This is a genomic window from Pseudomonas sp. EpS/L25 (assembly GCF_001512295.1).
In the GTDB taxonomy this organism is placed as follows: Bacteria; Pseudomonadota; Gammaproteobacteria; order Pseudomonadales; family Pseudomonadaceae; genus Chryseomonas.
Genome location: NZ_LNUP01000015.1, coordinates 126345 through 144638 on the forward strand (window position 1 = coordinate 126345; position 18294 = coordinate 144638).

An 18294-nucleotide genomic window follows, 5' to 3' on the forward strand; every position below is an offset into this window, starting at 1 on the left:
TTGACTGCGGCCTGGAATGCGGGGTTCCGGGGCATTTGTGAACATTTGTGGGCGAGCTGGCGAAGCGATGACGTCCGATTGCGACCACCTGGTCGGCCAGGACGCTTTCCAAGCGCGGCGCTGCGCCCGACAATTCGCCGGCGAACCCGCTGCGCCTCGCGTGGTCAGTTCGCAGATCGCTCCTCTTCCATCGATAAGGACAATCATGAGGGCTCCCCGCCGTATCCCCTGCTACCCGGTAACGGCCACGCTGTTACTGATCGCCTCGTTATCGGGCTGTTCCAAGGAGCAGCCGCCGGCCGAGGAACGGGCGCGGGTGGTGGTAGCCCAGGTGGAGCCGGTCAGCGACAGCCAACGAATTCCCTTCACCGGCGACGTCCAGGCGCGGGTCCAGGCGCCCCTGGGGTTCCGGGTCAGCGGCAAGATCAGCGAGCGCCTGGCCGACGTGGGCGACCGGGTGCGCGAAGGCCAGGTACTGGCGCGACTGGACCCCCAGGACCTGCGCAACAACCTGGCGGCCGCCCAGGCCCAGGTGGCTGCCCAGGAAGCCCGGGCGCGCCTGGCGCGGGTCGATTTCGAGCGGCAGGCCGCGCTGCTGCCCAAGGGCTACACCAGTCGCAGCCAGTACGACCAGGCCCAGGCGACCCTGGATGGCGCCCACAGTGCGCTGCAGACCGCCACGGCGCAGCGCGACGACGCCCGCAAGCAACTGGGCTACACCGAGTTGCGCGCCAGCGCCACGGGTGTGCTGACCGCGCGCCACGCCGAGGCCGGACAGGTGGTACAGGCCGGGGCGGCGATCTTCGACCTGGCGGTGAGCGGCGAACTCGATGCCGTCTTCGATCTCTATGAATCCCTGTCCCGTCAACTGCAGGTAGGCCAGCGCCTGCCCATTTCGCTGCAGGCGCGTCCGGAGGTGACCACCCAGGGCCGGCTGCGCGAGATCGCGCCGACGGTGGCGAGCAGCGGCACGGTGCGCATCAAGGTACAGCTCGACCAGCCACCCGCGGCCATGACCCTCGGCGCGGTGGTCAACGCCCAACTGGTAGGCGCGGCCGGGCAGGGCTTCGCCTTGCCCTGGACGGCGCTGAACGGCACCACCGACCAGCCCGCCGTCTGGCGCCTCAATGACGATGGCCGGGTCAGCCTGCAGCCGCTGCGCATCGAGCGCTACACCCGCGACAGCATCATCGTCAGCGAGGGCCTCAAGGCCGGCGAGCGCATCGTGATCGCCGGTGGCCAGGCGCTGAGCCCCAATCAGAAGGTCGAGGTGGCGGAGCGTTCCGCCTTCGACGAGGTGCGGCCATGAGGCGCATCCTGCTGGTCGGGGTGCTGCTGGCGCTGGCCGGCTGCTCCAATGACGACGAGACGCCACCGCCACCGGTACGGCCGGTGGCGACCGTGACGCTCAGCGCACCACCGCTGCAGCGCGAGGTGTTCGCCGGGAGTATCCAGGCGCGCTACGAGAGCGTGCTGGGCTTTCGCGTGGGTGGGCGCATGACCCGTCGCCTGCTGGACGTGGGTGCTCCGGTGCGCCGCGACCAATTGCTGGCGGCGCTGGATCCCACCGACCAGGACAATGCCTTGCGCAGTCGCGAAGGCCAGACCGCCGATGCCGAGGCGCAATGGCGCGATGCCCGCAACGATGCCCGTCGCCAGCAGCAGCTGTTCGACCAGGGCGTCGGCTCGCGCTCCCAGCTGGACCAGGCACTGACCCGGCTGCACACCCTGGAAGCCTCGCGCGAACAGGCCCTGAGCGCCGAGCGCCAGGCCCGTGATCAGCGCCACTATGCCGAGCTCTACAGCGATTTCGAGGGGGTGATCACCGCCTGGCAGGCCGAGGTCGGCCAGGTGGTATCCGCCGGCCAGCCGGTGGTACGGGTCGCCCGCCCGGACGTCCGCGAGGCGGTGCTGGACCTGCCCGCCCAGGCCATCGGCCACCTGGCGCCCGAACGCCGGCTGACGGTGCGCATGGCGCTGGACCCGGACGTGGCCGTCGAGGGGCGGGTACGGGAAATCGAACCCCAGGCCGATGCCACCACCCGCACCCGGCGGGTACGGCTGACCCTGGAGAGTCCGCCCGCGGCACTACGCATCGGTACCCTGGTGCAAGGCGAGCTGGAATTGCCGCCGGCCACGGGCCTGGCGCTGCCGGCCCAGGCGCTGCGACGCCAGGACGGCCAGGCGTCGGTCTGGGTTGTGGAGGGTAAAGGCGACCAGGCCCAGGTACGCCAGCGCCCGGTCCAGGTCCTGCGCGAAGCCACTGGCCAGGCGTGGATCGGCCAGGGCCTGAGTGTCGGTGAGCGGGTGGTGGTGGCGGGCGTCAACAGTCTCGAGGAGGGACAGCGGGTGAAGGATCAGGAGGGCGCACGGCCATGAAGGGCTTCAACCTGTCGGACTGGGCGCTGCGCCACCAATCCTTCGTCTGGTACCTGATGTTCGTCGCCCTGCTGATGGGCGTCTTCTCCTACATGAAGCTGGGGCGCGAGGAAGACCCGTCCTTCGCCATCAAGACCATGGTCATCCAGACCCGCTGGCCGGGGGCGACCACCGAGGAGACCCTGCGCCAGGTCACCGAACGGGTGGAGAAGAAGCTCGAGGAGCTGGATTCGCTGGACTACACCAAGAGCTTCACCCGACCGGGGCAGTCCACGGTGTTCGTCTATCTGCGCGACACCACCCCGGCCAAGGCGATTCCCGACATCTGGTACCAGGTGCGCAAGAAGATCGCGGACATCCAGGGCGAATTCCCCCAGGGCATCCAGGGACCGGCCTTCAACGACGAATTCGGCGACGTCTTCGGCAGCATCTATGCCTTCACCGGCGACGGCTTCAGCATGCGCCAGCTGCGCGACCAGGTGGAACAGGTGCGCCGCGAGATCCGCAGCGTGCCGGGCATCGGCAAGGTACAGGTGCTCGGCGCGGAGAACGAGGTCATCTACCTGGACTTCTCCACCCGCAAGCTGGCCGCCCTGGGGATCGACCAGCGCCAGGTGATGCAGAGTCTGCAACAGCAGAACGCGGTAGCGCCTTCGGGCACCATCGAATCCGGCGCCGAGCGCATCAGCGTGCGCACCAGCGGCGAATTCCGCTCCACCGCCGATCTCGCCGCGGTCAACCTGCGCATCGACGATCGCTTCTATCGCCTTACCGACCTGGCCGACATCCGCAGCGGCTACGCCGATCCGCCCAGTTCGCTGTTCCGCTACAACGGCCAGCCGGCCATCGGCCTGGCCATCGCCATGAGCAGCGGCGGCAACATCCAGACCTTCGGCGCCGCCCTGACCGAGAAGATGCAGGAGCTGACCGCCGACCTGCCGGTGGGCATCGGTGTGCACGTGGTCTCCAACCAGGCGCAGGTGGTGGAAAAGGCCGTCGGTGGCTTTACCCGGGCGCTGTTCGAGGCGGTCATCATCGTGCTGGTGGTGAGCTTCATCAGCCTCGGCGTGCGCGCCGGCCTGGTGGTGGCGCTGTCCATCCCCCTGACCCTGGCGCTGGTGTTCGTCTTCATGGAATACAGCGGCATCACCATGCAGCGGATTTCCCTGGGCGCCCTGATCATCGCCCTGGGCCTGCTGGTGGACGACGCCATGATCACCGTGGAGATGATGGTGACCAAGCGCGAGGAGGGCGAGTCGCTGCACCGCTCGGCGACCTTCGCCTACGAGTCGACCGCCTTTCCCATGCTTACCGGTACCCTGGTGACGGTGGCCGGCTTCGTGCCCATCGGCCTCAATTCCAGCAGCGCCGGCCAGTACACCTTCACCCTGTTCGCGGTGATCGCCGTGGCCCTGCTGCTGTCCTGGATCGTCGCGGTGTTCTTCTCGCCGGTGATCGGCGTGCACATCCTGCCGAAACAGGTGAAGAAGCACGATCACGACCAGCCCGGGCGCCTGGCACGCTGGTCCGATGGCCTCTTGCTGGGCGCCATGCGCCATCGCTGGCTGACCATCGTCCTCACCGTGCTGCTGTTCGCTGCGGCGCTGTTCTCGATGAAGTTCGTGCAGAACCAGTTCTTCCCGTCCTCGGACCGGCCCGAATTGCTGATCGACTTCAACCTGCCGCAGAACGCCTCCCTCGACGCCACCCGCGCGCAGATGGACAGATTCGAGAAGACCCTGGCCGACGATCCGGACGTGGCCCACTGGAGTTCCTACGTCGGCCAGGGCGCGGTACGCTTCTACCTGCCGCTGGACCAGCAGCTGGAGAATCCCTTCTATGGCCAGGTGATCCTGGTGGCCAAGGATCTGGAGGCGCGCAATCGCCTGCTGCCCAAGCTCAAGCAGCGCCTGCGCCAGGACTTCGTCGGCCTGTCCGGTTATGTCCAGCCGTTGGAGATGGGCCCGCCGGTGGGGCGGCCGATCCAGTACCGCATCAGTGGTCCGGACGTCGCCGAGGTGCGTCGCCAGGCCTTGGCGCTGGCCAGCGTGCTGGGCAAGAGTCCGCAACTGGGTGACTTCCTCTACGACTGGAACGAGCCGGCGCGGATGCTCAAGGTGGAGGTCAACCAGGACAAGGCGCGGCAACTGGGCTTTTCCTCCCAGGACGTGGCGCAGATCCTCAACGGCGTGGTCACCGGCACCACCGTGACCCAGGTGCGTGACGACATCTACCTGGTCAACGTGGTGGCCCGTGCCAGCGAGGCCGAGCGGCGCTCGGTGGAGACCCTGGAGAACCTGCAGATCATGACGCCCCAGGGGGTCGCGGTGCCGCTCAAGGCCTTCGCCCGCATCGACTACGCCCTGGAGCAGCCGCTGGTATGGCGCCGCGATCGCCTACCCACCATCACCCTCAAGGCCTCGATCCTCAGCGACATCCAGGCGCCGGACCTGGTCAAACAGCTGCAACCGGACGTCGATGCCTTCATCGCCAAGCTGCCGCCGCGCTATCAGGTCGCCGTGGGCGGCACGGTTGAGGAAAGCAGCAAGGCCCAGGGTCCCATCGCCGAGGTGGTGCCGCTGATGCTGTTCCTCATGGCCACCTTCCTGATGATCCAGCTGCACAGCATCCGCAAGCTGTTCCTGGTGGCGAGCGTGGCGCCCCTCGGCCTGATCGGCGTGGTGCTGGGGCTGATCCCTTTCGGCCAGCCGCTGGGCTTCGTCGCCATCCTCGGGGTGCTGGCGCTGATCGGCATCATCATCCGCAACTCGGTGATCCTGGTGACCCAGATCGATGCCTTCGAACAGGCCGGTCGCTCGCCCTGGGACGCCGTGGTGGAAGCCACCCGGCACCGCCGCCGGCCCATCCTGCTCACCGCCGCAGCGGCCAGCCTGGGCATGATTCCCATCGCCCGTGAGGTGTTCTGGGGGCCCATGGCCTACGCCATGATCGGCGGCATCGTCGCCGCGACGCTGCTGACCCTGCTGTTCCTGCCGGCGTTGTACATCGCCAGCTATCGCATCCGTGAACCGGGGCGTGAGGGTTGAGTCGCGAGCGCGGCGGAAACAGGCGGGCAAAAAAAACGACCCCCTGGCGGAGGTCTTCAGCGAAGACACCTGCCAGGAGGCCGCAAGGAGCTATCCAAGGAGCCACTGCCGGAGGGAAGGATTCGAACGGTCAGGGTGTCGAATCCACAGCAGCTCACTGCACCACTATCGGGCGTCGGTCTTTTTCAATAAAGTGACGCCTTGACGAAACTCCATTGCGAAAAAGGCAATAATGGATATCTTCCAAGGCATGCGCATCTTCGTCCGGGTGGTGGATCTGGGCAGTCTCACGGCGGCCGCCCATACCCTCGACCTGTCTACCGCGCAGGTGTCGCGCCTGCTGGCGGAGCTGGAAAGCCACCTGCAGACGCGCCTGCTGCACCGCACCACGCGGCGCCTGGCGCTGACCGAAGCGGGCGAGCGCTACCTCGAACGTTGTCGGCGCATCCTGCAGGATGTCGGCGAGGCCGAGGCCGAGGCCAGCGGTGCGCACCTCAAGCCCCATGGCCACCTGCGCCTGCATTCCATGACCGGCCTCGGCACCCAGCTGCTGGCGCCGCTGGTGTCGCGCTTCTGCGCACGCTATCCCCAGGTGGAGATCGTCATGAACCTCTCGCAGAATCATCCGGCGCTGCTGGAGGAGGGCCATGACATCGCCATCACCCTGGACACCGAGCTGGCCGATTCCGACTTCGTCGCCCAGCGCCTGGGCGGCGTCTACAGCGTGGTCTGCGCATCGCCCAGCTACCTGGCGCAGCGACCGGCGCCCAAGGTGCCGGCCGAGCTCGCCGAGCACGACTGCCTGCGCCTGCTGGATCCGAACTTCTCCGAGCGCTGGGTGTTCGCCGGCCCCGAGGGCGAGCAGCAGGTGACGCCGCGCTACGTCTTCCAGGTCAACGTCGCCGAGGCCCTGGCCAGCGTGGCCCGCCAGGGCATGGGCATCTGCCTGCTGCCCAGCTACATCGCGGTCAATTACCTGCGCGATGGCAGCCTGGTGCGGTTGCTGCCCAATTTCCGCCTGCGCGAACGCAACATCCACGCGCTCTATCCCTCGCGGCGCTTTCTCGACGCCAAGATCAAGACCTGGATCGATTTCCTCAAGGAAGAGCTGCCCGAACGCCTGCAGCTGGAGAATCTGGTCTTGGAGGACCAGCGCTACTGGGCCAAGGACTAGGTCAGGGCTTGTTGCAATCCTTGCAATAGTCATTTAATTAGCATGCTATTTATTAGGTGGCGTTCTTTCCCTAGAATGGTCCCGTACCCCGATGAACACGACCTTTCAGGAGTTCGCCATGAAACGTTCTCTGTCCGCCCTGTTGCTGACCCTTGCCGCCCTGACCTCTGCCCAGTTCGCCGCGGCCGACGACAATCCCAGCCTGAGATACAAGCTGGTCGATCACAATCATGCCGCCATGCAGCACTACGGCGATCAGGCCGCTCCCGCCGCCGACGCGCGTCGCTGAGCCGCTCCGCTTTCGAAAGACCACCCCCTCTTCGCTCCTTTGGTCTTTCTCCGCCGCACCCTTCGGGTGCGGCTTTTTTATATCTGCGGCACACTGAGCCCCTGACCTTGTCGAGGTGCCCATGACCGCTACTTCCGCCCAACGACTCGCCCGCCTGCGCGCCTTCCTCGCCGAGCAGGGCGCCGACGCCTGCCTCATCCCCAGCGCCGATCCCCATCTGTCCGAATACCTGCCCGAGTACTGGCAGGGTCGCGCCTGGCTGTCCGGCTTCACCGGCTCCGCCGGCCTGCTGCTGGTGACCCGTGACGCCGCCGGCGTCTGGACCGACAGTCGCTACTGGGAGCAGGCCGCGCATGAACTGGCAGGCAGCGGCATCGCCCTGATGAAGCAGGTGGCCAGCCAACCCCAGGCCCACCTACACTGGCTGGCCGAGCAGGTACCGGCCGGTGGCACGGTGCTGGTGGACGGCCAGGTGCTGTCCCTGGGCACGGCCGCGGCGCTGCGTCGTGCTCTGGAGCCGAAGCAGATCCAGCTGCGCACCGACCGCGATCCTCTGGCGGCGATCTGGAGCGACCGGCCCGAGTTGCCCGTGGCGCCGGTCTTCGCGCATGCCCCGCCCTTTGCGCCCCAGCCGCGCAGCGCCAAGCTCGCCCAGCTGCGCCAGGCGATGGCCGAGGCCGGCGCCGACTGGCATTTCATCTCCTCGCTGGACGACATCGCCTGGTTGCTCAACCTGCGTGGCGCGGACGTGCCCTACAACCCGGTGTTCCTCGCGCATCTGCTGCTGGGCCGGGACAGCTGCCAGCTGTTCATCGATCCGGCCAAGGTTCCCGCCGAGATCCGCACGGCCCTGGTGGCGGATGGCGTGACCCTGGCCGACTACGACCAGGCGGCTGCCGAACTGGGTCGCCTGACGGCCGGGAGCACCCTGCTGGTGGACCCGGCCCGTGTCACCCTGGGGCTGGCCGAGGCGGCGCCCGTGGGCGTCGAGCGCCTGGAGCAGATCAATCCCTCCACCCTGCTCAAGGCCTGCAAGACCGCCGCGGAAGTGGCCCAGGTGCGCACCGCCATGGAAGAGGACGGCGCGGCGCTGTGCGTGTTCTTCGCCCGTTTCGAGGCGGCCCTGGCCCGCGGCGAGCGCCTCACCGAGCTGACCGTGGACGACTGGCTGACCGAAGCCCGGGCCGCCCGGCCCAATTTCGTTTCCCTGAGCTTCGCCACCATCGCCGGCTTCAACGCCGGCGGCGCCTTGCCGCATTACCGTGCCACCGAGGAGGCCCATGCCGAACTGCAGGGCGATGGTCTGCTGCTGATCGACAGCGGCGGCCAGTACCTGGGCGGTACCACCGACATCACCCGGGTGGTGCCCATCGGTACCCCCAGCGCCGCCCAGAAGCGCGACTTCACCCTGGTGCTCAAGGGCATGCTGGCGCTGTCGCGGGCGCGCTTCCCGGCCGGGGTCGCCGCGCCCATGCTCGATGCCCTGGCGCGCGAACCGATCTGGGCCGCCGGGATCGACTACGGCCACGGCACCGGCCATGGCGTGGGCTACTTCCTCAACGTGCACGAGGGGCCCCAGTCGATCTCCTTCTATGCCACCGTGACCCCGCACCACGTGCTGCGCGAGGGCATGATCACCTCCAACGAACCGGGTATCTATCGACCTGGCCAATGGGGCGTGCGGCTGGAGAACCTGCTGCTGTGCACCCGCGCCGGGCACACCGAATTCGGCGATTTCCTCGCCTTCGAAACCCTGACCCTCTGCCCGCTGGACACCCGCTGCCTGGATCTCGCCCTGCTGCGCGACGACGAGCTGGACTGGCTGGATGACTACCATGCCGAGGTCCGGCGCCGCGTGCTGCCGCTGGTCGAAGGCGCCGCGCGCGATTGGCTGCTGGCGCGCACCGAACCCGTCGCGAGGACCGCCCGATGAGCAGCAACGCCCAGCAATTCGCCAGTGACAACTACTCCGGCATCTGCCCGGAAGCCTGGGCCGCCATGGCCGCCGCCAACGTCGGTCACGAGACCGCCTATGGCAACGACACCTGGACCGCCCGCGCCGCCGACCGCTTTCGCCAGCTGTTCGAGACCGACTGCGAGGTGTTCTTCGCCTTCAACGGCACGGCAGCCAACTCCCTGGCCCTGGCGGCGCTGTGCCAGAGCTACCACAGCGTCATCTGCTCCGACACGGCCCACGTCGAGACCGATGAATGTGGCGCGCCGGAATTCTTCTCCAACGGCTCCAAGCTGCTGCTGGCGCCGGCGCACCAGGGCAAGCTGACCCCGGGCGCCATCCAGCAGATCGCCACCAAGCGCGCCGACATCCACTTTCCCAAGCCGCGTGCGGTGACCGTCACCCAGGTCACCGAGGTGGGCACCCTCTATGGCCTGAACGAGCTGCAGGCCATCAGCGCCACCTGCCGGGACCTCGGCCTGCACCTGCACATGGACGGCTCGCGCTTCTCCAACGCGGTGGCCGGCCTGGGCTGCACGCCGGCCGAGGTGACCTGGAAGGCCGGCGTCGACGTGCTCTGCTTCGGTGGTACCAAGAGCGGCATGGCGGTGGGAGAGGCCATCCTCTTCTTCAACCGCGACTTGGCCGAGGACTTCGAGTACCGCTGCAAGCAGGCCGGCCAACTGGCCTCGAAGATGAGATTCCTTTCCGCGCCCTGGCTGGGCGTGCTGGAGAACGATACCTGGCTGCGCCACGCCCGCCACGCCAATGCCATGGCGCGCCTGCTCGCCGAGCGGGTACGCGACGTACCCGGCGTGGACTTCATGTTCCCGGTGGAAGCCAACTCGGTGTTCCTGCAGCTCTCCGAGCCGGCGCTGGAGTTCCTGCGCAGTCGTGGCTGGCGCTTCTATACCTTCATCGGCAGCGGCGGCGCCCGCTTCATGTGCTCCTGGGACACCGAAGAGGCCCGGGTACTGGAGCTGGCGGCGGATATTCGGACGGCGATGGGCGGGTAGGGCGTATCGCAGCCATGGCGGTCCGCCGATGCGGCCGCTCCCGCGGGATATCCGGCTGCTGTAGGAGCAACTGTCTTATCGCGGCCATGCTGGTGTGCCGTAACGACCGCTCTGGTCTGGACTATCGCGGCCATGGGTCGCTCCTACAAAAGCATCACCCCCTGTAGGAGCGGCCCATGGCCGCGATACACCTTGTGCCAGACCTGATCGCGGCCATGGGCCGCTCCTACGGGATTCGATGCTTTCTCATCCAACGGTGCCCATTCCCAGGTGGAAAACGCTGCGCGGTTTTCCACGCTACGGTGTTCACAGGGGACGCCGCCCGTACCAACCGTTACCATGGCCAACCTCTCCACCATCCCTGGCGATCCATGGCCAAGAAGTCCAGCAAAGCCCCCACTGCGATGGCCAACCCCACCGCCCCCACGCTCATCGATGTGGCCCGGGTCGCCGGGGTGTCGCCGATCACCGTCTCGCGGGCGCTGAATCGACCGGAGATCGTCAGCGAGGCGGCGCGGGAGAAGGTGCTGGCGGCGGTGCAGGCCACTGGCTACGTGCCCAACCTGCTGGCCGGCGGCCTGGCCTCCAATCGCAGTCGCCTGGTGGCGCTGTTCGTGCCGACCATCGTCCACTCCATCTTCGCCGAAACCGTCCAGGCCTTGATGGCGCGTCTGTCCCAGGCCGGCTACCAGACCCTGCTGGGCCTGACCGGCTACAGCGCCGAACAGGAAGAGCAACTGCTGGCCGCGGTACTGGGACGCAAGCCCGATGGCATCGTGCTGACCGGCACCCTGCACACCGCTGCCAGTCGCCAGCGCCTGGCCCAGGCCGGGATCCCGGTGGTGGAGTCCTGGGACCTGGGCGAAGACCCGCTGGACATGCAGGTGGGCTTTTCCCACGAGGCGGTAGGTCGCGCCCAGGCGGAGCATCTGCATGCCCGTGGCTATCGCCGGTTCGCCGTGGTCTCGGTGGACGACCCCCGTGCCCTGCGCCGCTGCCGCAGCCTGGTCGCCCGCCTGGCCGAGCTGGACCTGCCGGCTCCTGCGGTGGAGATTCTGCCGGCGCCCGCCCTGGTGGAATCCGGCCGGGCCGGTTTGCACCGGTTGCTGGCCCGCGACGAGGTCTTCGACGTGGTGGTCTGCAGCTCCGACACCGTCGCCCAGGGAGTGATGGCGGAAGCCGCGAGTCGCGGGCTGCGCCTGCCCGAGGATCTGGCGGTGCTGGGCTTCGGCAATCTCTCCAGCGCTGCCCAGATGCATCCGGCGCTGTCGTCGGTCAGCGTCGAAGGAGATCGCATGGGCACCCTGGCGGCAGAGGCGCTGCTGCAGCGGTTCAACGCGGGCGAGCGGGCCCGGGACGCGGTGCGCATCGACACCGGCTTCCACATCATCGACCGCGCCACGACCTGACCACCGGCGCTAAAGTCGTTAGACGTCATACTTGTGTGGTTGCGCAATCATGGCTTAGTCTTGGGCATGTACCAGGACTGAGGCAGGTTGTCGCAGCGAAATATGATTGCGCAATCATCCGGCAGTCCGTGCTTTCAATAAAAACAATCACGCAAGAGGGCTTCCCATGGATGCCACCAGACCCACCCGGGTGCGCTACCTGATCCTGTTGATGCTGTTCGTGGTGACCACCATCAACTATGCCGACCGCGCCACCATCGCCATCGCCGGCTCCAGCCTGCAGAAAGACCTGGGCATCAGCGCCGTCACCCTCGGCTATATCTTCTCCGCCTTTGGCTGGGCCTACGTGGCTGGGCAGATTCCCGGCGGCTGGCTGCTGGATCGCTTCGGTTCGAAGAAGGTCTACGCCGGTAGCATCTTCTTCTGGTCGCTCTTCACCCTGCTGCAGGGGCTGGTTGGCGGCCTGCCGGTGGCCTGGGCGGTCACCACCCTGTTCATGCTGAGATTCCTGGTCGGCCTGGCCGAGGCGCCGTCCTTCCCCGGCAATGCGCGCATCGTCGCCGCCTGGTTCCCCACCGCCGAACGCGGCACCGCCTCGGCGATCTTCAACTCGGCGCAGTATTTCGCCACCGCGCTGTTCGCGCCGATCATGGGCGGCATCGTCTTCCACTTCGGCTGGGAGCACGTCTTCGTCATCATGGGCGCCCTGGGTATCCTGTTTTCCGTGGCGTGGATGAAATACATCCACAACCCCAAGGAGCATCCGCGCATCAACGCCGCGGAGCTGGCGCACATCCGTGACAACGGTGGCCTGGTGGACATGGACAACAGCGCGCGCCAGCAGGATGGCGGGCCCAAGTGGCACTACATCGCCCAGCTGCTGACCAATCGCATGATGCTCGGCGTCTACCTCGGCCAGTACTGCATCAACGCCATCACCTATTTCTTCCTGACCTGGTTCCCGGTGTACCTGGTGCAGGAGCGCGGCATGACCATCCTCAAGGCCGGTTTCATCGCCTCGCTGCCGGCGATCTGCGGCTTCATCGGCGGGGTGCTGGGCGGGGTGATCTCCGACTACCTGCTGCGTCGCGGCCACTCCCTGACCTTCGCCCGCAAGCTGCCCATCGTCTGCGGCCTGCTGCTCTCCACCAGCATGATCTTCTGCAACTATGTCGATGCCGACTGGATGGTGGTGGGCTTCATGACCCTGGCCTTCTTCGGCAAGGGCATCGGTGCCCTGGGCTGGGCGGTGGTGGCGGATACCTCGCCCAAGCAGATCGCCGGCCTCTCCGGCGGCCTGTTCAACACCTTCGGCAACCTGGCTTCCATCACCACCCCCATCGTCATCGGCTACCTCATCGCCGCCACCGGTTCCTTCAAGTGGGCGCTGGTCTATGTCGGTGCCAATGCCCTGGTGGCCGTGTGCAGCTACCTGTTCATCGTCGGTCGCATCCAGCGCGTCGAGCTGCGTACCGCCGACGGCGAGATCCTGGGCGCGACCCAGCCTGACCCGGCCCGGGCCTGAGCCCGGCAGAGGATAAGAACATGAACCTGATCGATCACCGTGATTCGCCGCGCTACATCAAGCTCCATCCCCAGGACAACGTCGGGGTGGTGGTCAACGAGCCCGGCGTGGCCGCCGGCACTGCCTTCGCCGATGGCCTGACCACCGTCGAGGCCATTCCCCAGAGCCACAAGGTCTCCCTGGTGGATCTCGCGGAGGGCGCCGAGGTGGTGCGCTACGGCGAGGTCATCGGCTACGCCCTGCAGCACGTTCCCGCCGGCAGCTGGATCACCGAGGCCCTGCTGCGCATGCCGGAGCCACCGGCGCTGGACAACCTGCCCAAGGCCACCGCGCCCGGCCAGGTCGGCGAACCCCTGGAAGGCTATACCTTCGAGGGGTTCCGCAATCCGGACGGTAGCGTCGGCACCCGCAACATCCTGGCGGTGACCACCACCGTGCAGTGCGTGGTGGGGGTGCTGGACCACTGCGTGGAGCGGGTACGCAAGGAGATCCTGCCGCGCTACCCCAACGTCGACGACGTGGTGCCGCTGTCCCACAGCTACGGCTGCGGGGTGGCCATCAACGCCCCCGATGCGGTGATCCCCATCCGTACCCTGCACAACATCAGCCGCAACCCCAATTTCGGCGGCCAGGCCCTGGTCATCGGTCTGGGCTGCGAGAAGCTGCAAGCCAGCCAGCTGATGCCGGGCGATGAGCTCACCGCCGGGCAGAACGAAGAGGAATGGCTGTTCCGCCTGCAGGATTCGGCCAACGGCTTCGCCGGCATGGTCGAGCAGATCCTGGGGCTGATCGAGGCGCGTCTGGAAGTGCTCAATGGGCGCCGCCGCGAGACGGTCCCGGCTTCAGAGTTGGTGGTGGGCATGCAGTGCGGCGGCAGCGATGCCTTCTCCGGCATTACCGCCAACCCGGCCCTGGGCGTGGCCGCCGATCTGCTGGTGCGGGCCGGCGCCACCGTGATGTTCTCCGAGAACACCGAGGTGCGCGATGGCATCCACCTGCTGACCCCGCGCGCCGCTACCCCCGAGGTGGCCGATGCCCTGATCCGCGAGATGGATTGGTACGACCGCTACCTGGAACGGGGCATGGCCGATCGCAGTGCCAATACCACCCCAGGCAACAAGAAGGGCGGGCTGAACAACATCGTCGAAAAGGCCATGGGCTCCATCGCCAAGTCGGGTACCAGTCCCATCGCCGGGGTCATCGCGCCCGGCGAGAAGATCCGCGGCAAAGGCCTGTACTTCGCCGCCACCCCAGCCAGCGACTTCATCTGCGGCACCCTGCAGCTTGCCGCGGGCATGAACCTGCACATCTTCACCACCGGTCGCGGTACGCCCTATGGACTGTCCATGGTCCCGGTGATCAAGGTCTCGACCCGCACCCAGCTGGCCGAGCGCTGGCCCGACCTGATCGACATCGATGCCGGCCGGGTGGTGAGCGGGCGGCTGTCGCTGGAGGAGATGGGCTGGGAGATCTTCCAGTGCTACCTGGACGTGGCCAGCGGCCGGCGCCAGACCTGGGCCGAACGCCATCGCCTGCACAACGACCTGGCGCTGTTCAATCCGGCCCCGGTGACCTGATTTAAGCGGCAATAGAAAAGGGCCGATCCCTCGCGGGGTCGGCCCTTTTTCGTTCGCCCCCAGGTCTCAGTCGGCCAGAACGCTGCCGTTGACCGGTCGCAGGCTCGGCTGGCCGACCTCTTCCGCATCGCGCATCAGCACGTAGCCGAGGATGATGCCGACGAAGAGGTTGCCGACGCCGATATCGAAGAGGTCGGTGGTCCAGCCGATCAGGCAGAGGCAGAAGGCGATGGCCAGTAGGGTGTGGCTCAGGCGGTCGGGCGCACTGTGCAGGCGGATGAACACCGGCAGCTGCAGGACATAGCCGAGGATGCCGACCACGCCGAACACGCACCAGAGGTAGACCAGGCTGCTGTCGCTGGTGACGAACAACTCGATGCCGGGCACGGGGAAGGCGGCCATGGAGCTGCCGAACAGACCGAAGCCGGCGCCTTCCAGCGTCCAGCCATGGCGGCTCATCTCCGCGACTACATTGGGCCAGGTGTTCACCAGGCGGTCGTAGAAGGAAGCCAGGCCGCTGTCGCTCATCACCACCAGGGGATCGAAGTCGCGGATCAGGCTCAGCGCTGGCAGTAGCATGCCGCCCACCACGGCGAGCAGGATCAGGGCGTAGGTCGGCCACTGGAAGCGGCGGGTCATCATCAGCAGCAGGGTGAAGGCGAAGGCCGCGGCGGGCGCCTTGCTGGTGGTGAGCAGGATGCCGAAGAAGCCGACCAGGGCGACCACCAGCCAGAGTGCCTTGGAGCGGGCGAATTGTGCGAGGAACAGGCAGTAGACCGCGATCAGCGCCGCCAGCACGTTGGAGACCCGGGCGAAGCCGGCGATGCGGTCCGCTTCGCCAGCGACCCACTGGGTGTTGCCGGCGATGTCGTTACCGCCCAGGTTGTAGCTGTAGCCCTTCCAGGGCACCGAGGTGTACTTGTCCAGGGCGATGCCGATCAGGCAGGCGATCAGCAGCAGGAACATCGCCCGTGCCAGCAGGCGACTCTGCTTGAGCAGCTCGCGGCCGCAGAGCAGGCCGAACAATAGCGGGCTGTAGACGAACAGCGAGAACAGCACGTTGTTGAAGGTACCGCCGTGGAGCAGGGCGAGGGCGGCGTAGGCCAAACCGGCCAGCAGCCCGACCCAGATCACCTTGGGTACCCTGACCGTGGCCAACTGCAGGGCGAACAGCGCGAGGCAAGCGATCTTGGGCAGGTAGACCAGGGCCGAGGCACCGACCATGTCCAGGGCGTAGCGCAGGAAGCCGGAGAAGGTTTCGACGCACAGCAGACCGATGGCCGTCCACACCATCAGGGTGGAATAGCGCCATTCGAGCGCGCGCGGGAAGGCGGAAGAGCTGGCGGTTGCAGCCGACATGATGATCATCCCTGTCTTGATGCCGGTGGCGGAGGCCACCAGTCCTGACGTAAGCAACGAAGGACAGCCGACGGCGCGCCATCTTGGCGTGAGCGTGGGACTGCAGGCGCGAAGGCAGGCACGCTACCGCCCACGGCCGTCGAGAACGGGCGCGGGTGCAGGTGCAGGTGCGAGAAAGTAAGCCGAGGGGATGATAGCGGAGGCCTTCCGGCGCCTGTCAAACGGCGCCGGCGCTAGCGGATATCCTCAGCACGGATATCGGAAGCAGGCCACACTTATTACTTGACCATCCGCCAGGTAAGGGGATAGCGGTAGTCGTGGCCCTGGTTGGCCTTGATGCCGGCGATCACCGTCAGCACGAAGGCCACGCAGGCCACCAGCAGCATCAGCGGAAAACCGATCAGCACCCACACCAGCAGCCAGCAGATCATGTGCACCAGGGTGACGGTGAGCTGGAAATTCAGCGCCTCCTTGCCCTGGCGGTCGATGAAGGGATCGTCCTCGCGCTTGAGCTGCCAGACCACCAGCGGCCCGATCACGTTACCGATGAAGGGCACCAGGAAGCCGAAGAAGGCCGCGTAATGGCAGAGCATGGCCCAGCGCCGGGCATCGGCGTTGGGAGCGGGGATGAGGTCGTACATGGCTGGTCTCCCAAAGGCTACTGCGCGTCGGCCAAACGGCGTTGAAAATGGCTTCGGAATGCTCATTTACTGGTTGTAAACCCGAGCGCGGGTCCGATCCGCTTCCTCAGCCATTTTCGCCTTGTTTGACTCTAGCTCGCGAGCCTTTGATTAGGCTCTTAATCGCCGCGCAGGGCGGCTTGCTGGATCTCGAACAGGTCGCGCAGACCGCCCTGGGCCAGTTCGAGCATGGCGTTGAGTTCGGCCGGCTGGAAGGGGGCGCCTTCGGCGGTGCCCTGGACTTCGATGAAGCCACCGGCATCGGTCATGATCACGTTGAGATCGGTCTCGGCGGCGGAGTCTTCCAGGTAATCCAGGTCCAGCACCGGGGTGCCCTGGTAGATGCCCACGGAGATGGCGGCCACCATCTGCTTGAGCGGATTGCCCTTGAGGTTGCCGCGGCGCTTGAGCGCGCCCAGGGCGTCGACCAGGGCCACGCAGGCGCCGGTCACCGAGGCGGTTCGGGTCCCACCGTCGGCCTGGATCACGTCGCAGTCGATGTAGATGGTGTTCTCGCCCAGCTTGGACAGGTCGACGGCAGCGCGCAGCGAGCGACCGATCAGGCGCTGGATCTCCAGCGTCCGGCCGCCCTGCTTGCCCTTGGCGGCTTCACGCTGGTTCCGCTCGCCGGTGGCACGCGGCAGCATGCCGTATTCGGCGGTGAGCCAGCCCTGGCCCTTGCCCTTGAGAAAGCGCGGTACGCCGGCTTCGACGCTGGCGGTGCAGATCACCTTGGTGTCACCGAACTCCACCAGGACCGAACCTTCGGCGTGCTTGGTGTACTGACGGGTGATGCGGATGGGGCGCAGCTGATCGGCGGCGCGGCCACTGGGACGCTTCATTGCGGGCTTCCTGTAAGGCGTAGATATCGGGTCCATAGTATAGGAGCGCCCGCTTCGTGCACACGGATGCGTTGGGTCGCCCCGATCAGGTGCGCTAGAATCGTACGTTTTACATGCGTGGAAAGTGGGTGGGTCGCCCCTGCTTTGCGCACATCGCCAGACGAGGATCCTGCCATGGTGCACAGCATGACGGCGTTCGCCCGGGTCGAGCGACCGGGGCCCCAGGGCACCCTGAGTTGGGAGCTGCGCTCGGTCAACCATCGCTACCTGGAGCCGCACCTGCGCCTGCCCGAGACCTTTCGCGACGTCGAAGCCGGCGTGCGCGAGGCGCTGCGTCGCCGGTTGTCGCGCGGCAAGGTGGAATGCGTGCTGCGCGAGGCCCGCGACGAAGGCGCCGGACTGCGGGTCGATGCCCGGCGGGCGGCGCAACTGGTGGCTGCGGCCGAGGACGTGGCGGCGCTGATCGCCCGGCCGGCCAAGCTCGATCCACTGGCTGTGCTGGCCTGGCCAGGCGTGCTGGTGGGCGACGACGTGGATGGCGCGGAGCTCAAGGCCCAGACTCTGGCGCTGTTCGAGGCGGCGCTGGACCAGTTGCTGGAGAGCCGCCAGCGCGAGGGCCGGGAACTGGGGCGCCTGATCGAAGAGCGCCTGGCGCTGGTGCTGGCGGAAGTGGCGACGCTACGAGCCCTGCTGCCTGAGCTGCTGGCCTTGCAGCGGCGGCGTATCCTCGAGCGCTGCGCCGAGGCGGGCATTGAATTCGAGTCGGCGCGGCTGGAGCAGGAATTGGTGCTGCTGGCGCAGAAGAGCGACGTGGCCGAGGAACTGGATCGCCTGGAAACCCACGTGGCCGAAGTGCGCCGCGTACTGGCTGCCGAAGGCGCCGCGGGTCGGCGCCTGGACTTCCTCATGCAGGAACTCAATCGCGAAGCCAACACCCTGGGTTCCAAGGCCATCGATGCGCGGGCCTCCCAGGCGGCCATCAATCTCAAGGTGCTCATCGAACAGATGCGCGAGCAAGTGCAGAACATCGAATAGGCGGATTT

14 protein-coding genes are annotated in these 18294 nt (G+C 67.0%); 11 read left to right on the forward strand and 3 right to left on the reverse strand.

Annotation, left to right across the window (positions count from 1 at the left end):
- Positions 1 to 205: 205 nt before the first annotated feature.
- The 10 genes from AR540_RS17220 (at position 206) to garD (ending at position 14370) form a co-directional block, all read left to right on the forward strand.
- On the forward strand, positions 206 to 1309 hold the full coding sequence (locus AR540_RS17220) for an efflux RND transporter periplasmic adaptor subunit (RefSeq protein WP_153014269.1): 1104 nt from the start codon (positions 206 to 208) through the stop codon (positions 1307 to 1309).
- Complete coding sequence (locus tag AR540_RS17225) at positions 1306 to 2379, forward strand: efflux RND transporter periplasmic adaptor subunit (protein WP_059230434.1); 1074 nt, start codon at positions 1306 to 1308, stop codon at positions 2377 to 2379. Before AR540_RS17220 ends, AR540_RS17225 begins: the two co-directional genes overlap by 4 nt.
- On the forward strand, positions 2376 to 5426 hold the full coding sequence (locus AR540_RS17230) for an efflux RND transporter permease subunit (protein WP_059230435.1): 3051 nt from the start codon (positions 2376 to 2378) through the stop codon (positions 5424 to 5426). The genes AR540_RS17225 and AR540_RS17230 overlap by 4 nt, the downstream gene beginning before the upstream one ends.
- Before the next feature lie 232 nt (positions 5427 to 5658).
- Positions 5659 to 6600, forward strand: coding sequence for a LysR family transcriptional regulator (locus tag AR540_RS17235; RefSeq protein ID WP_059230436.1), 942 nt, complete (start codon positions 5659 to 5661; stop codon positions 6598 to 6600).
- Positions 6601 to 6718: 118 nt separating this feature from the next.
- On the forward strand, positions 6719 to 6889 hold the full coding sequence (locus tag AR540_RS25775; protein WP_177339251.1) for a hypothetical protein: 171 nt from the start codon (positions 6719 to 6721) through the stop codon (positions 6887 to 6889).
- A 121-nt stretch (positions 6890 to 7010) separates the two neighbouring features.
- Positions 7011 to 8822, forward strand: a complete 1812-nt coding sequence (locus AR540_RS17240) for an aminopeptidase P family protein (RefSeq protein WP_059230437.1) — start codon at positions 7011 to 7013, stop codon at positions 8820 to 8822.
- Complete coding sequence (locus tag AR540_RS17245) at positions 8819 to 9859, forward strand: threonine aldolase family protein (protein ID WP_059230438.1); 1041 nt, start codon at positions 8819 to 8821, stop codon at positions 9857 to 9859. Before AR540_RS17240 ends, AR540_RS17245 begins: the two co-directional genes overlap by 4 nt.
- Before the next feature lie 371 nt (positions 9860 to 10230).
- Entirely contained in the window at positions 10231 to 11268 is a 1038-nt protein-coding gene (locus AR540_RS17250) for a LacI family DNA-binding transcriptional regulator (RefSeq protein WP_059230439.1), read from the forward strand.
- 166 nt (positions 11269 to 11434) lie between these two features.
- Positions 11435 to 12793 carry an MFS transporter gene (locus AR540_RS17255; protein ID WP_059230440.1) on the forward strand — a complete coding sequence of 453 codons (1359 nt, stop codon included), beginning with the start codon at positions 11435 to 11437 and terminating at the stop codon, positions 12791 to 12793.
- A 20-nt stretch (positions 12794 to 12813) separates the two neighbouring features.
- Positions 12814 to 14370, forward strand: coding sequence for a galactarate dehydratase (gene garD, locus AR540_RS17260; RefSeq protein WP_059230441.1), 1557 nt, complete (start codon positions 12814 to 12816; stop codon positions 14368 to 14370).
- A gap of 66 nt (positions 14371 to 14436) precedes the next feature.
- On the opposite strand, the gene AR540_RS17265 is transcribed toward garD, so the two are convergent.
- From AR540_RS17265 to rph, 3 genes are all read right to left on the reverse strand, one after another.
- Positions 14437 to 15729: a hypothetical protein gene (locus AR540_RS17265; protein WP_059231552.1), complete on the reverse strand. Its 1293-nt coding sequence runs from the start codon at positions 15727 to 15729 to the stop codon at positions 14437 to 14439.
- A gap of 278 nt (positions 15730 to 16007) precedes the next feature.
- Positions 16008 to 16370 (reverse strand): DUF4870 domain-containing protein, encoded by a 363-nt coding sequence (locus AR540_RS17270; RefSeq protein WP_059230442.1) that lies wholly within the window; start codon positions 16368 to 16370, stop codon positions 16008 to 16010.
- 158 nt (positions 16371 to 16528) lie between these two features.
- The gene (rph, locus tag AR540_RS17275; protein WP_059230443.1) at positions 16529 to 17251 is read right to left on the reverse strand and encodes a ribonuclease PH; all 723 of its coding nucleotides are present in this window, start codon (positions 17249 to 17251) and stop codon (positions 16529 to 16531) included.
- 174 nt (positions 17252 to 17425) lie between these two features.
- On the opposite strand from rph, the gene AR540_RS17280 reads away from it, so the two are divergent.
- A complete protein-coding gene (locus AR540_RS17280; protein ID WP_059230444.1) occupies positions 17426 to 18286 on the forward strand; it encodes a YicC/YloC family endoribonuclease in 861 nt (286 codons plus the stop codon).
- Positions 18287 to 18294: the final 8 nt, after the last annotated feature.